We start from the raw sequence: 14,334 nt of genomic DNA on the forward strand, positions 1-14,334 counted from the left end.
CTAGACTAAATTCAACAGCGTTAATTTACAATCAATTAATTCAGATTTATTTAAAGTCTTTTTATGCTTGTTCACAAACAAATCATTTAAGATTTGAGTTGATAGAATTCCCATAAAAGCCATCTTGTCAACTTCTGAAATATTCTGTCCGGAATGTATTTTCAAACTCAGCCTTTTCACTCTATCCGGATTAAAAAGACCTGCAGATTCAATTGCTTTATCTGACAACAAATCTTTCACATAATCAGAATCATTATAATTTACTAAAGGTGATCGGTAAGCCTGCTTGGGGCGATTAATAATTGCATCGGGTAATTGCCCATGCATCATCTTTTTCAATAAAAACTTCTCATCCAGACATTTCAATTTAAATTCGGGAGGAAGTTTCATACAAAATTCAATAATTCGATGATCCAAAAACGGATACCGTCCTTCCACTGAATTTGCCATAGCCATTCGATCGCCCTGAGAGGATAACAAATACCCAGACATAAATAAATTGATTTCGAGCCACTGTGCCCGGGACAATAAATCTACACCCTTGAATTTATCACCTAATTTTGATTCCAGTTCCGGAACAGGATCGTAATCATTAAGTTCAAACTTTAAATGATCAGACAAATACTGTTTTATCCTCGACGTATTTTTCCACCTGAGCAAATGTGAATAAACCAAAGAGTCGGTTTCTGTCAACTTGTAGGAGAAAAATAGATTCAAGGCCTTTGCCCCGTTCATTTGCGACAAATAAGGATATAAGCGTTTCAATAATAAAGGACGAATTTTAGATTGAGGGTCTTTCGCCCAAAACTGTCTGATGATCGCTTCTTTAAAAATATTATACCCACCTAAAAGTTCATCAGCACCTTCACCGGTAATAACGACTTTTATATCATTCTTCTTAACTAAACCTGACAATATACCCATTGGTGCTGGAGCACTTCGCAATACAGGTGATTCAAGATGCCAGATTACATCTGCAATTTTTTGTGAAATATCATTCTGCACACACTGAACACTTCGATGTTCTGTTCCGAAAAAATCGACAGCTTGCTTTTGATAATCAGCTTCATCGTATTCTTTATCTTCAAAGCTCAAAGAGAAAGTCTGTAATTGACTTTGAATATTGCCCTTAATAAATGAAGTTGTTATACTGGAGTCAAGTCCCCCACTCAAATAAGCGCCCACAGGAACATCAGCTTTCAACCTTATCTTCACAGCATCTGAAAAAAGAGTACGAAATTCATCAATCGCCTCATCAATATTCAAATCTTGGTATTCATCCGATTTACAAAGGGGGAGCTCCCAATATTTTTCTTCTTTTATCCCCTTGTCATCTACCAAAATAAAGTGTCCCGGCTGCACTTCAAAAACATCTTTAAAAATTGTAAGTGGCGAAAGCGTTGTCCAAAAAGTGAATACCTGACTTAAAGCTTGAGAAGAAATCTGCGCTTCGATTTGTGGATGTTCAAATAAGGCTTTCATTTCAGAAGCAAACACAATCCCATCATCAAGTTTATAATAAAACAAGGGCCGAATCCCAACCCTATCTCTGGCAAGAAACAACTCTTTTTTTAAAGTATCCCAAATAGCGATGGCAAACTGTCCATTCAATTGATTCAAACATTCAACGCCATATTCCTCATAAAGATGTAAAACCACTTCGGTATCAGTAGTTGTCTTAAAAATATGCCCCTTTTGCTGAAGATCTTTCTTGAGATCCAAATAATTGTAGATCTCACCATTAAATACAATCCACAAGCTTTCATCTTCATTTGATAGGGGCATCCGACCATTATCAATATCGATGATACTCAAGCGAACACTTCCTAAACCGATATCATTAGTCAGTAAAATACCACTCTGATCTGGTCCGCGATGCTTTATTCGTGTCAGCATACACTTTAAAACATCAACAGAATCATGGGATTTACAACGAGGATAAAATCCAGCTATTCCACACATATTATTTATCAGATATAACCAATTTCTTCGATTCTTCGAAGCCAATTCGTTTCGAAATAAATGCAGCAATGCTGTTTACTGAAGCAAAATTTTCGACTAACAACTCATTGTCTTTAGTATCGATATGAAAGGTATCTCTTATGAAATCAATCAAAAACAAAAGTCCCATAGAATCAAAAATTCCTTCTTCAAACAAAAGCGTATCATCTTTAATAACATCCTTATCCAAAAAGGTTACTTCTATAATGTACTTCAGAAGTTTTTCGTGTATTCTTCTATCCTTGGTCATACTATTCTTCATTTAATTCGATTACAGATATGGTGTATATTTCATTTAAAATTTTAATGTCTTTTTCACAAGACCGTTAAAAATTTGTTTGTGTTCTTTCATGAATTCACGCTGAAGTTTTAGCATGTCTTTTGATCGATTTCCTAATCTTCTCAAAGGATGTCCCAAATACATTCCCCACTCCGGTAAATTTCTACTGACTAAGGACAATGCGCCAACCGAAGAACCTTTGCCGATTGTAACATCAGGAAGAATAATAGATTCGGCACCAATAATTACATAAGATTCAAGCTTTACTGTACCTCGTTTAACCCCCGTGTATTTTTCAGGAATTGTTGGATTCGTAAGGTATTTCCCGGTATAATCATCAGATCGGCTATAGATTTTCACCCCTTGCGACAAACCACTATAATCATTAATAAAGATTCCATCGCCGGCTGAAAGCAAACAATACCCGCCAATATGAACGTAAGATCCAATTTCGAGAAAACCGTCTCCCACTGCACAAATCGTACAGTAGGCATCAATAATTACATTGTTGCCAATCGCAATATTACTGAGCCCCATAATGGTACAATTCCTGGCAATTTTAATATTGTTCCCAAGAGATTTGAAACCTGCATCGGCTAAATCAAGCTCTGTATAATATCCTGTATCGAAAGGATTATTCATATTATTCTAATATTAAAGACCTGATTCTATATTTTCACACTATTGAAACACACACGAACCTCCGACTTTGATATACTGAAGATTTTTATATCCAAAGTTGAAAAGTAAACCAACCGGAGAGTCAATATCTTTTAGACTATTCATAAACAAAATTTCTTGCTCCTCTGACAAAAATGAATGCGTATTTATGCCAACAATAATCTTATCAAAACAAATAAATTCATTGCTATCACTCCGAATATCTGCCGAATCTGTTCTTCTGGCATAAGGAATATTTCTTAGCTCTAATTCAAGCTCAAGCACTTCACTGTAAACATGCTCCTGACAACCGTGTCCCAATTGCTTGTAAATATAATTTACAACTTCAATCAGTTTATTAACCTCTTCTTGATATGTGCGCTTTTCCATGGTAGGGATCATTTAAAAATCAATACTGTTTTTACAATCAACTTCTACATTAATCTTATCTACAATCAATCCATTCACTTTTGGAGGCGAGTTGAAGATCCGGATTCCAGAAAAAACAAAACAAATAGGAATAACTAAATTTCTTAAAATCCAGAATAAATGATTCGTTCTCACGAAGAGCATCACAGGGTATTTCTTTTACGACCCAATCCAAACTCATACCGAATAACTTAAATTGATTTTGCTCACTTGTTTTTTTATCTCGTGAATTATCATCCCAGGCAAATCGAATAATGGTATCTCCGGCCATCTCTAATCTAAGATTATTAACCTCTCCCAAATTACCAGTCGTTAACTTTAAGCGAGTTATATCCGGGAAACCATCCGAATCGAAAGCATGCGTGTTAAGTTTGCAAAATAAGTTTTGCCCACTCATTGAATTTCGTTTGGCTTCAGGATTCCAATAAGGTCTGATCAACTCGTCTAAGTTTCGACTGACAAACTGAGTTGCAGCCTTAAATTTGCCACGCTGATTTAGCTGGCCAGGCGTTCGAGGATTTTTAACCCTGCTTGGCTTGCTTCTGATGTAAGTTTTACCATAGCGATTAGAAATAATCACAGGTCCTACAAGTCCGGATAATAATTTGTCTTTAATACTTGCCATCCTATTTCTTTGAAACAGTCAGAAGCAAAAAACTTCCAACTTCATAAATCTATCTTTTCTTCTTAGCTTGTGTATAGTTAAATTTTAGATGAGATTTTTTTTAGAGATTGATTTAGGGGATTGAAAGACGAATCAACAGAACCCCATTTTCTTACTTGGTATCCTAAGAATAATCAGCTAATGCATATTCAAGATCTCCCTATCGCCATCATATCATCCTTGGCTTTATCCAAGCTTGTTCAGGAGAGTATCCAGTCTTGTTCCACCCCTGTTTATTTTAAAACAAAAAAAAAATCAAGTCAATTTTCGTTGTAAGTAAGCTCGGCTGGAGTCTTTAATCTTTTCACTTCATCCATTGAAATATCAGCATGTACACAACAACCTAAGCTAATGAAGCGCAGAACAATCCGATGCTGACCACGAAGTTGTACGAGTTCGCCACGAACTCCCTTTAAAGGACCAATCGTAATTTCAAGATGGTCGCCTTTTTTCAAACTACGAGACGTCAACTCCACATCTCTCTTCGTATCTTCCAAAAAAAGTTTTAACGAATCAATTTGAGAATCAGGGATAGGTACCGCACGGCCTTCAAAACAAACATAGCGAACAGCCCAGATCGAATTTATAGCCTCATAGTATTCACGTTCACTTACTCTCACAAAAATATAAGACGTAAACAGTGGATTTTCAACCCATTTTTTCCGATCGCTCCAAACTCTCAATTCCTTCTTTAGAGGTAAAAAGACTTCAATGCTTTTATCCAAAAGCTCCTTATACAACTTTTTTTCCGATCGGGATCGGGTATATATGGCATACCACCTATAATTTCGTTTAAGTACCTTCAATGTTTTATAATTTAGATATTAGAACTAATCAGATTTTAAAGCAAAAAGGCTTACTAATTAAGATGAGATAAACACAGCTTCGCTCTTTCAGTCCCATTTTGTATTTCAAAATGGAGCCTATCATTTTATACATTCATAAACAAGATCAAGAAGATCAGTTTTAAAATGTCTTAATAAATTTCATTCTGCTTTTCGGATAAACATCAATACCCTAAAGAGGTATTTCAATCAATATTCTTTCGAAAATCCTTATTTACAGGATATACAGAACAAATTATTTTTGTGTCAAAATGAAAACGTAAGAGTTTTCGTAGAGAGTATCTATCTTAATCAGAGTCGATAAGATAGTGTTCCAATAGATTCCTCTGAATAAAAAACAAAGGATCTCTATTTACTCTAACATTAAAAGCTAGAGTACCATATTAAAATATAGATGGGGTGATAATAGTACCCAATGGGCATCAGTCTTAATAAACCTAATTTTAAAACTACCCGTAAAATAAGATTTGCCTGCCAACTCACAATCAGCAACAGTTTTTCTTGAATCTACTTTAGAGTTTATCATATTTTCTCTTCCCACCATATTCTCCAATTCTGAAAATAAAGTAAAATCAATAATAGTTCCCGTTAGGGATAAGAGGTTATAGGATCGTATTGCTAATCTGAACACCATTTCTATGGTATTTTTTCACAATCACATTTTGAGTTCTAGTAGCTTTGGTGTATTAAATTTATGGCCTTTTATTTAAATTTGAAGAATATATTTGACCCCCATTTGATGAATATGAAATCTAACAAGACAAACTAACTAATTCTCCTGATCGACTAAAATGGGATATTGTTAAGGTCTAAAAAGCAAAATTTGCATCTATTTTAATGCTTTGAGAACGCTTTAAAAAACAATCAATAAATGATACTGATAAATATCAAAAGACAAGTTTGGATTATGCCAAACTTAGAAATATTCTAAACAAGCTAACTTCCAAGATTACATCCAAATACAATACTTATCAAAATATTGAAAATAATCAGCCTAAATAAGATTTTATTTTAATGATTATTCTGATAATTTAACATGGAAAAGTGCTGAAATTTTATTAATATAGTAGTAGAAATCAATTTATAATTATTTCACTCACTATTTTTAAATGAAAAAATGTAAAAGTGACAGCATAAGTAACAACAATCTATATGTATTATCCTGATAGCAAGCAATACAATCCATTAAAAAAACAATAATCCAAAATTATATTCATATGAAAGAACTCTTAGAAAAAGGCATTAAAATATTTGGAACTAAAACTCGTTTTATAAATTGGATTGAAACTGAAAATGAAGCTTTGGGTGATGTAACTCCTGATTCACTTCTGGATTCAACTCAAGGCTTATCAATTGTTTATGATTTGTTAATGAAAATTGAAGCCAATAGAGTTTCATAATCCTCTTACATTATATTCTGCTTTAAATGAAATCCAAATTTAGATTAAGTCTCATAAAGCGGATCTAAATAAAACTCTGTATACTAAAAAGCCCAATCTATTAAAACAATAGATTGGGCTTTAAATATTATAAGCAAATTATTTTTAGTTAATTAAGGCTTCTCACAATCTTCAAACCTAAGAATTCCGAATGAAGATGGTATATGAAAATCTGGTTTTTTCGAATCAGGTTCAACCCAGGAAATCCATCTTAAATCAGCTTGGGGATCCGGCAATTTCATACAATATCCGCGATATAAGCCTGCTTCCAGTTTATTATCTTTCAATAAACCCAGTTCTTCCAAAGAAGATAAACGAATGGCCCCTTCAACCACATAACCACCTTTATTTTCTGAAGCTGTTACATGAAGATTATCTACACCGGGCCAACTCCACTGGTAATCAAAATCCCGATAATATCTGGTCACATAATCCAATACGCGTCCACGAGCATCCATCTCCAGGCAATAGTATGGATTTAGTTCTTCGTTTTGCCTGAAAAAAATCTCCACACGATCAGAATTTACAACTTCCATCTTATCATCTTCAACAATATAAGTCAAGACTTTAGCATCTTCCACGTCGAATCTAAAGTAAAATTTATCAGTATCATAAAGAGCCCTGAAACTTGTTTGAGGAGCTATTTCGTCTTCCCAATGAAAACCAAAATCCGTATTTAAATTGGCCTGTTCCCAAATACTATCTTTCAACTTACAAGCTGTAATGGGTTGATTAGACGAAAGGCGTTTTACTCGATATATTTTCATTGAAAAGGGATATTAGGTGATGAACACGTAAAAGTAAAAAAATAGGATTGAAGGCAAAAATCCTCCAATCCTATTCCATTTTAGAGTGTGGATCTAAAACGGATTTTCTTCAACTGCTTTTTCCAAGTCTTGTGCCATAGCAACAAACTCATCAGCATTCATTTCTTTCATATAAACAAGTCCATGTGTTGCACGAACTAAGGGATGATTGTTTTCGTAGAAAAAGTTCTTACCCAACAACATCTGTATCTGTTTCAATTGATTAACCCAGACCTTTTGTGTCAACTCATTGAATTTCCCGTCATATTCATAACTTGGGAAAGATGCATTCACTTGACTCATATACGCTTCGGTAAAAGAATTCTCAAGCACATCAAGCGCATTCAACGAAACCGGAACAATGGTATCAGCATCAGCAGGATGGTATTTAAACCATACATTTCGATAACCGATAATACGTAAATTCGACAAATCGGCCTCTTCTTTCCATTCTTTCACAGCACCCGCGATGGCTTGCAAAACTTTATAATGCGTATCAGGTCCGGAGCCCTCAGGATCCATGGCCAAACTAATAGTGGTTGGTTTATACTTTCTGAATTCTTCGAGAACAGGAAGCATATCACGATTCTTTTCAGGCGTCTCTGTAAAGACATCCCCCTTATAAAATCCCAATCGCAAATGATGAATATTCTTAACCGGTGTTCCAAAATGAGCCCAAACCAACTCTTCTTCAAACTCACGAATCATTCCCTTCATTCGCTGCACTTCAGGCGAATTTTTTCCGCCATCGTAAGAACTTTCAAGCTCGTCGATAATGTTTTTAATGGTCACATCCAGATTTGCTTTATCAGTCACTTTCCAGGTATCAACAATAGCACGAACCAGACGATGACACAATCCTCTTCGTTTTCCGCTCGTGTTACGATCAGCCACGGAATTCAAGAAATGATAAACATCCTTATCCCATTTCTTAGTATAACCAAGTTCAAAAAAGTCAGGATAATTCAACATCTCAATCTTACCATTTGCGATAAAATCCTGACATTCTTTTAATACATCAATAACAAAACGATTGGTTACAGCAGTAAAACCGGACGTTAAAACTGAAAAGTGAATTTCGTTACTGGCCGAACGCATCTGACGATTTGTGTAAGGCATAATCCCCAACATGATATCATCGTGGTGAGGACCTGTATGATAAATCACCTCATTCACATCAGGTTTCATACCCTTCTCTAATTTCTTTTTGATTGAATCGATTACAGACTGAACTGTGTTTTCGTTCAAATTGGGAATTAAACGGGTATATGGATCAGCCTTTAAATCTTCAAGCGTCAAATGATGCCCGTATGTGTTTGACTTATTACAAAGATCGATGATTGATTTCTCCGTTTTTGTATGCGTCCAATCTCCTGACTTATAATAACGATTGACACTATCAGTTAATTTGCAAGCCGCACCGGTAGTCAAATAAAAACGACTATTTTTCTGACGCTGCAATACAGTTGCCGGATAAATTGCATCCGGAGCACTTTCCAATGATCCTTTCACAATATCAGCCTTAGCCTCACCCGCTGCAAAAATAATAGAAACGGCATCCGGATTATGCGTAATGGTATCCAATCCGATGGTAATAACCAAACGATTTCTCGAAACTTCGATGCCGCCCAAATCACCAGCTGCAACTGCCTGTGTCTCAAAGTTGGTTTTGGTTAATCGTGTGGTAGAATAATGATCAGAACCACGTGTATTGAAAGCAATATGACCATCAGGTCCGATACCTCCCAGGAAGAAACCAATACCACCCTTTTCACGGATTTGATGCTCGTATTCGGTACACCAATTATCAATCATGAAAATTGATTTTTGTTGCATTTCTTCCACGACACTCTTAGCATCGCGGTAACGCAATGACAAATCGATATTGTAATCAGGAAAAACTTCCAGAAAGTGTTTATTATCCACCAATGGAATTTCGTTAGAATTGATTAATAAAGAGTTCTTCTCTTCCAAACCAAAACCTTTGATATAATAGTTCATCACATAATTGTAGAAACTATTGTGCTGAGCCGGATTGATGGGATAAAATTCATCGATCTGAACAAATTCCAAACCTCGAAGATCCGGCTTAACCATATTGCCTAAACCGTATTTGCTACGAATATCCAGTCCCTTATTATTGTTCCAGTTCTCAAGCAGATACTGCGTATATTTAATAAAATACTCGGGTGTTTTTCCCGTAGGCAAACTGATAACTCCTTGAGGATTTTGATCAGCCCACTCCAAAAAACGAAGTGAAGTCATCAAACCCAATTTCGGAAAATTATCAACCTCTACATAAGGAATTTTTGTGGTGATCTCCCCAACACCAGACAATTCGTAGAATGCCTGTTCTACTTTTGAATCGAATATATTTTTCATTTGACTAACTATTTTTTAATTGCCGACTACAGGTTTCAACAAAGCTTTTCATCTCCTCAAACTGCTCTTCCATACTCGTTAGTAACTTATATTGTGCATGTGTGCGGATTAAGTTATGCTCTGTTGATTTTGTTTTATAATATTGATCCCCATCGATATAATCCATCAGAAAACGAAGGACTTGCTCGTACGTTATGTACTTGGCAGAAAAAGCCAAATATTCCAATTCAGATGCCGTTAAAAACGAGATGGCCTCCTGAAGATAACCTCGGGTAAACCCCTTGAATATTTCGATATCCATACCGACATTTTCAAGATTTTCATCATCCTCTAACCCGGTATTGGTATACGATCGCATTGCGTCTCCAAAGTCGTTTAAAACGGTACTATTCAACACTGTATCCAAATCGATCACGCACAATACATCGCCTTTTTTATCGAATAGAATATTATTGATTTTTGTATCATTATGAGTGACCCGAATCGGAATTGTGCCATTTTCAACCAACGTCCAGAATTCAAGCATTTCGTCTCTTCTGGTTTCAACCCAGGCAATTTCTTCACTTAAATTTTTCTTGCGTCCAACAGGATCATTTTTTAATATTTCATCCCATTGCTCAAAACGATATCTGATATTATGGAACCCGGGAAGAATATCAACCAAGGGATCTTTCATATCCGATAACATGGATTGAAACTTGCCAATTCCCTTTCCTCCGGCAAAAGCAAGTTCCGGGCTATCAGCAGATTCATAAGTCAGATTATCCTTAATGAAAAGACACATGGTCCAATAATTACCTTCCTCATCAATAAAGAAAAGGTCATTCTCATCAGTGAAAATAAGTGTCATTGCTTCACGACTGGTATCGCCATCAGCAGCAGTAATTTTAGCTTTTAGATGCGTCGTGACTTTCTGAATATTCCCCATCATTCCGGGAACATCTTTGAAAATATTTTTATTCTTTCGTTGCAACAAATAATCAGGATCAGTATTCCCAACTGTTTTCACAAAAAATGTGTCGTTGATAAACCCCTCGCCTAAAGGACGAATATTTTCGATATTCCCCTCAACCTGAAACTTCGATGCAATATAATTTAGATTTCTATCCATCTGTTTAAATTAATTTCCCGCAAAATATTCTGCTTATTTCCAAGATTTCAACTTGTATCCCTTTATTGAATAAAAAAGAATGAATAGATAACAAGGTATCATAACCCAATAGGCTTGTTGACTTCCAAATGAATCAGAAAGATGTCCCCAAACCAATGGCATAATTGCACCACCTGAAATAGCCATAATTAAAAGAGCTGATCCGGTATTTATAAATCTTCCCAGATTGGAAAGAGCTAATGGCCAAATGGCTGGCCAAACCAAAGCATTTGCAAATCCAAACAGAGCAACAAAAACAACTGAAGTAAGACCTGATGTAAAGACAACTCCCAATGCGAAAATAACACCAAAAATAGCGGACATCTGAAGTGCAAATCGTTGTGAAATAACCCGGGGAATTAAGGTAATTCCTAACAAATATCCCACAACCATTGTGACCATTGTATACGATGTAAAGGCTTTTGCGACATTTAATTCTATTCCCAAGGAAAGGCCATAACGAATAATGGTATCGCCTGCGACAACTTCAGCCCCAACGTAAAAAAACAGAGCTAAAACACCTAGTATTAAATGAGGAAAGGCAAAAATATTTTTCTTATTGGAATGATCTACTGATTCGTCATCTCCATTTTTTGTAACGTCAATTTCAGGTAGCGGAGCCATACGTACCCCGAATCCCATTAGTATAAGTACAATGGTCATCACAATATATGGATTGATCACGCGAGCCGCTAAACTGTCTAAAGCTGCAACACGGGCAACCGCACTCATTGTTTCTAAACTTTGTTTAAAAGCATCGCCATCGTGCAGAATATAATAAGCCAAAATAAGAGGTGCCATCGCTCCTGCAAACTTGTTGCAAATTCCCAAAATACTAATTCGACTCGCAGCACTTTCTTTGGGACCAATTACCGTTACGTAGGGATTTGAAGCTGTTTGCAAAATTGCAAGTCCGGTTCCCATCACAAAAAGACCTGTTAAAAAAGTTAGGAAAGTTCTGGATAAAGCTGCCGGAATAAAGATTAAAGTTCCCACTGCCATGACCCATAAACCAACCATCATACCATTTTTAAAACCCGTCTTTTTTAATATCCACGACGATGGCAAGGCCATAATAGTGTAGGCGATATAAAAAGAAAAAGCAACAAACATAGCCTGAAAATCAGTCAGATCACATGCAATTTGTAAATAAGGAATTAAAATTCCATTCAGCCATGTTACAAAGCCAAAAATGAAGAACAAGGCGCAAATGATAATCATTGGCAGAACAAAGCTCTTGAATGAAGATTGAGAAGTACTCATTTTATAAATGATTTTAGGTTAAAAAATCGATATACAATCTGTAAGAATCGATTCTGTTAATTTTGATTTTTCATTAATTGTTTAACACACTCTGCCAAATCCTTAGCATATTTTTCGGTCGTTGCTTCGGCATAAATGCGAATAATTTGTTCCGTATTGGATTTTCTCATATGAACCCAGCCTTCCGGAAATATAATTTTCAGTCCATCAATGGTATGACATGGGTAATCGATAAATTTTCTACGAACTTGCTCCAGAATATTATCCAAATCAACAACGCCTTCCAATTCGATTTTTTGTTTCTCTATTTTGTAATCCGGATAAGTTGCACGCAACTCCGAAGATGTCATCTTACTTTTAGCCAAATAAGTCAGAAATAACGCAACACCAACCAAAGCATCTCTGCCATAGTGTAATTCCGGATAAATGACTCCTCCATTACCTTCACCACCAATAACAGCTGATTGCTTCTTCATTTCTCGTACCACATTGACTTCACCAACTGCCGATTCAAAAAACTCAACACCATTTTTTTCAGCAATCCCGCGCAAAGCCATTGTCGATGATAAATTGGCAACCAATGCTCCTTTGGTCTGTTGAAGGACATAATCGGCAACAGAAACCAGCGTGTATTCTTCACCGAAAGGCGTTCCGTCATTGCATACCAAAGCCAAACGATCAACATCAGGATCAACAATAATCCCCAAGTCTAATTTCTCTTTTTTAACCAACTCGCTTATCTCCACAATATTCTCGGGAAGGGGTTCCGGATTGTGAGCGAAATGTCCATCAGGCACACAATTGATTTCAGTCACTCGATTAACCCCTAAAGCTTTTAAAAGACGTGGAATCGCAATTCCTCCAACCGAATTAACAGCATCAACAGCAACAGAAAAATCAGCAGCAGCAATAGCATCAACATCAACCAAATCTAAATCAAGAATATGTTGAATATGCTTATCTAAATAGGTTTCGTCTCTCGTATAAGTTCCCAACTCATCTACAGCATTGTAAGTGTAGCTTTTATCTTCAACCAGCTGAAGAATCTCTTTTCCGTCCTGATCGGAAATAAACTCACCTTCACTGTTCAACAATTTAAGGGCATTCCAGTTTTTAGGATTATGACTGGCTGTAATGATAATACCACCACCTGCATTCATATCGGTCACTGCCATTTCCACAGTTGGCGTTGTTGCTAAGCCAAGGTCGATGACCTCCACCCCAACTGCCATCAGAGAGCCAACGACAAGTTGGTTCACCATTTCACCACTGATTCTGGCATCGCGCCCAATCACAAGCTTTTTGCTCGCTCCATTTTTTTGTAGCCAAATACCAAAAGCCCCGGCAATACTGACTACGTCCATAGGTGTCAAAGCCTGACCTGGTCTGCCACCTATTGTGCCTCTAATTCCAGATATCGATTTAATTAAAGTCATTCTTGTTCTCTTTAGGGTAATTTCATTGTTATAGCCCCATGGCTACCTTTATCCTTAATAATTCATCCTATTTTAGCTCCAAAGCTTTGCAGGATAAATGCCTTTTTCAACCAATTCTAAAATAGCCTTGGCTGCTTTTTCTTTATCCTCACGATAGGTTACACCAAACCACTGCGCATCTGATTTCAACACCTTAACCTTGGTATTTCCTCCCTCAATTATTTTAGCAACAACTGAAGGAATATAAAACTCCGATGTTAAGGCTTCTCCTTCGGCTGCTAAAAAACTGATAAACTGTTCTTCCAGATGCTTAAACAATTGAGGCGTGAATCCCCAAAAATTCATCGACACAGTTGTCTCTCCAGCAAGCGGTATCCACTTATCGTCTTCCTTATAGGCTATTCCCTCTTTCAATTTCTCAATATGAGTACGCTCAACAACTGTTACCAGATGATCATCTGCATTCGTAGAACAAACACCACGTGAGACAGAACCATTTTCGGATATCGTATTAGCCAGCTGATAGCCAACCATCCCATATTCTTGTTCTGTAATTGAATTTTTTAAGAAATTAGCCATCGTAGTAAATGCTTCCACACCATAATAATCATCCGCATTAATCACTGCAAAAGGCTCATTAATACAATCTTTAGCCATTAAAATAGCATGACCAGTTCCCCATGGTTTTTCCCGATCAGGATTAAATGATGCCCCCTCAGGCACATTCCCAATTTCCTGATTCACATAAGCAACTTCAATTTTGCCAGCTAATTTTGCATTAAAAATTTCTTTGAATTCCTTTTCAAAACTTTCTCTGATCACAAAAACAATTTTTCCAAAGCCAGCTTCAATCGCATCATAAATTGAATAATCGATAATCGTTTCATTTGATGGGCCTATAGGATCAATTTGTTTTAATCCGCCATAACGGCTTCCCATTCCTGCTGCAAGTACGAGTAATGTCGGTTTCATTATATCT

At 36.3% G+C, this 14,334-nt stretch carries 13 protein-coding genes; 1 reads left to right on the top strand and 12 read right to left on the bottom strand.

Features of this window, described 5'->3' with window-relative positions; translation table 11 throughout:
* From asnB to EO244_RS00805, 6 genes are all read right to left on the bottom strand, one after another.
* Positions 1-1,962 (bottom strand): asparagine synthase (glutamine-hydrolyzing), encoded by a 1,962-nt coding sequence (asnB, locus tag EO244_RS00780; protein ID WP_129251988.1) that lies wholly within the window; start codon positions 1,960-1,962, stop codon positions 1-3.
* A 1-nt stretch (position 1,963) separates the two neighbouring features.
* Positions 1,964-2,263 (bottom strand): acyl carrier protein, encoded by a 300-nt coding sequence (locus tag EO244_RS00785; RefSeq protein WP_241687921.1) that lies wholly within the window; start codon positions 2,261-2,263, stop codon positions 1,964-1,966.
* A gap of 33 nt (positions 2,264-2,296) precedes the next feature.
* Positions 2,297-2,923 (bottom strand): acyltransferase, encoded by a 627-nt coding sequence (locus EO244_RS00790; protein ID WP_129251990.1) that lies wholly within the window; start codon positions 2,921-2,923, stop codon positions 2,297-2,299.
* A gap of 39 nt (positions 2,924-2,962) precedes the next feature.
* Positions 2,963-3,331 (bottom strand): GxxExxY protein, encoded by a 369-nt coding sequence (locus EO244_RS00795; protein WP_164977377.1) that lies wholly within the window; start codon positions 3,329-3,331, stop codon positions 2,963-2,965.
* A gap of 55 nt (positions 3,332-3,386) precedes the next feature.
* The gene (locus EO244_RS00800; RefSeq protein ID WP_129251994.1) at positions 3,387-3,995 is read right to left on the bottom strand and encodes a DUF6266 family protein; all 609 of its coding nucleotides are present in this window, start codon (positions 3,993-3,995) and stop codon (positions 3,387-3,389) included.
* 299 nt (positions 3,996-4,294) lie between these two features.
* Positions 4,295-4,840: a UpxY family transcription antiterminator gene (locus EO244_RS00805; RefSeq protein WP_129251996.1), complete on the bottom strand. Its 546-nt coding sequence runs from the start codon at positions 4,838-4,840 to the stop codon at positions 4,295-4,297.
* A 1,256-nt stretch (positions 4,841-6,096) separates the two neighbouring features.
* Here EO244_RS00805 and EO244_RS00810 point away from each other — a divergent pair.
* On the top strand, positions 6,097-6,279 hold the full coding sequence (locus EO244_RS00810; RefSeq protein ID WP_129251998.1) for an MbcA/ParS/Xre antitoxin family protein: 183 nt from the start codon (positions 6,097-6,099) through the stop codon (positions 6,277-6,279).
* A 152-nt stretch (positions 6,280-6,431) separates the two neighbouring features.
* On the opposite strand, the gene EO244_RS00815 is transcribed toward EO244_RS00810, so the two are convergent.
* The 6 genes from EO244_RS00815 to EO244_RS00840 form a co-directional block, all read right to left on the bottom strand.
* Complete coding sequence (locus EO244_RS00815) at positions 6,432-7,085, bottom strand: sugar-binding protein (protein WP_129252000.1); 654 nt, start codon at positions 7,083-7,085, stop codon at positions 6,432-6,434.
* Positions 7,086-7,178: 93 nt separating this feature from the next.
* Positions 7,179-9,506: a glucosamine-6-phosphate isomerase gene (locus EO244_RS00820; RefSeq protein ID WP_129252002.1), complete on the bottom strand. Its 2,328-nt coding sequence runs from the start codon at positions 9,504-9,506 to the stop codon at positions 7,179-7,181.
* 4 nt (positions 9,507-9,510) lie between these two features.
* Positions 9,511-10,617, bottom strand: a complete 1,107-nt coding sequence (locus EO244_RS00825) for a phosphotransferase enzyme family protein (protein WP_129252004.1) — start codon at positions 10,615-10,617, stop codon at positions 9,511-9,513.
* Between the two features lie 33 nt (positions 10,618-10,650).
* Positions 10,651-11,919: a sugar MFS transporter gene (locus EO244_RS00830; protein WP_129252006.1), complete on the bottom strand. Its 1,269-nt coding sequence runs from the start codon at positions 11,917-11,919 to the stop codon at positions 10,651-10,653.
* A gap of 56 nt (positions 11,920-11,975) precedes the next feature.
* Positions 11,976-13,355, bottom strand: a complete 1,380-nt coding sequence (gene glmM / locus EO244_RS00835) for a phosphoglucosamine mutase (protein WP_129252008.1) — start codon at positions 13,353-13,355, stop codon at positions 11,976-11,978.
* Positions 13,356-13,427: 72 nt separating this feature from the next.
* Positions 13,428-14,327 (bottom strand): nucleotidyltransferase family protein, encoded by a 900-nt coding sequence (locus EO244_RS00840; protein ID WP_129252010.1) that lies wholly within the window; start codon positions 14,325-14,327, stop codon positions 13,428-13,430.
* Positions 14,328-14,334: the final 7 nt, after the last annotated feature.

The organism is Ancylomarina salipaludis, from assembly GCF_004122035.1.
GTDB classification, from domain to species: Bacteria; Bacteroidota; Bacteroidia; order Bacteroidales; family Marinifilaceae; genus Ancylomarina; species Ancylomarina salipaludis.

Coding starts and splice junctions, on each gene's coding strand:
- asnB (WP_129251988.1), bottom strand. CDS start 1,962: ATGTGTGGAATAGCTGGATTTTATCCTCGTTGTAAATCCCATGATTCT.
- EO244_RS00785 (WP_241687921.1), bottom strand. CDS start 2,263: ATGAAGAATAGTATGACCAAGGATAGAAGAATACACGAAAAACTTCTG.
- EO244_RS00790 (WP_129251990.1), bottom strand. CDS start 2,923: ATGAATAATCCTTTCGATACAGGATATTATACAGAGCTTGATTTAGCC.
- EO244_RS00795 (WP_164977377.1), bottom strand. CDS start 3,331: ATGGAAAAGCGCACATATCAAGAAGAGGTTAATAAACTGATTGAAGTT.
- EO244_RS00800 (WP_129251994.1), bottom strand. CDS start 3,995: ATGGCAAGTATTAAAGACAAATTATTATCCGGACTTGTAGGACCTGTG.
- EO244_RS00810 (WP_129251998.1), top strand. CDS start 6,097: ATGAAAGAACTCTTAGAAAAAGGCATTAAAATATTTGGAACTAAAACT.
- EO244_RS00815 (WP_129252000.1), bottom strand. CDS start 7,085: ATGAAAATATATCGAGTAAAACGCCTTTCGTCTAATCAACCCATTACA.
- EO244_RS00820 (WP_129252002.1), bottom strand. CDS start 9,506: ATGAAAAATATATTCGATTCAAAAGTAGAACAGGCATTCTACGAATTG.
- EO244_RS00825 (WP_129252004.1), bottom strand. CDS start 10,617: ATGGATAGAAATCTAAATTATATTGCATCGAAGTTTCAGGTTGAGGGG.
- EO244_RS00830 (WP_129252006.1), bottom strand. CDS start 11,919: ATGAGTACTTCTCAATCTTCATTCAAGAGCTTTGTTCTGCCAATGATT.
- glmM (WP_129252008.1), bottom strand. CDS start 13,355: ATGACTTTAATTAAATCGATATCTGGAATTAGAGGCACAATAGGTGGC.
- EO244_RS00840 (WP_129252010.1), bottom strand. CDS start 14,327: ATGAAACCGACATTACTCGTACTTGCAGCAGGAATGGGAAGCCGTTAT.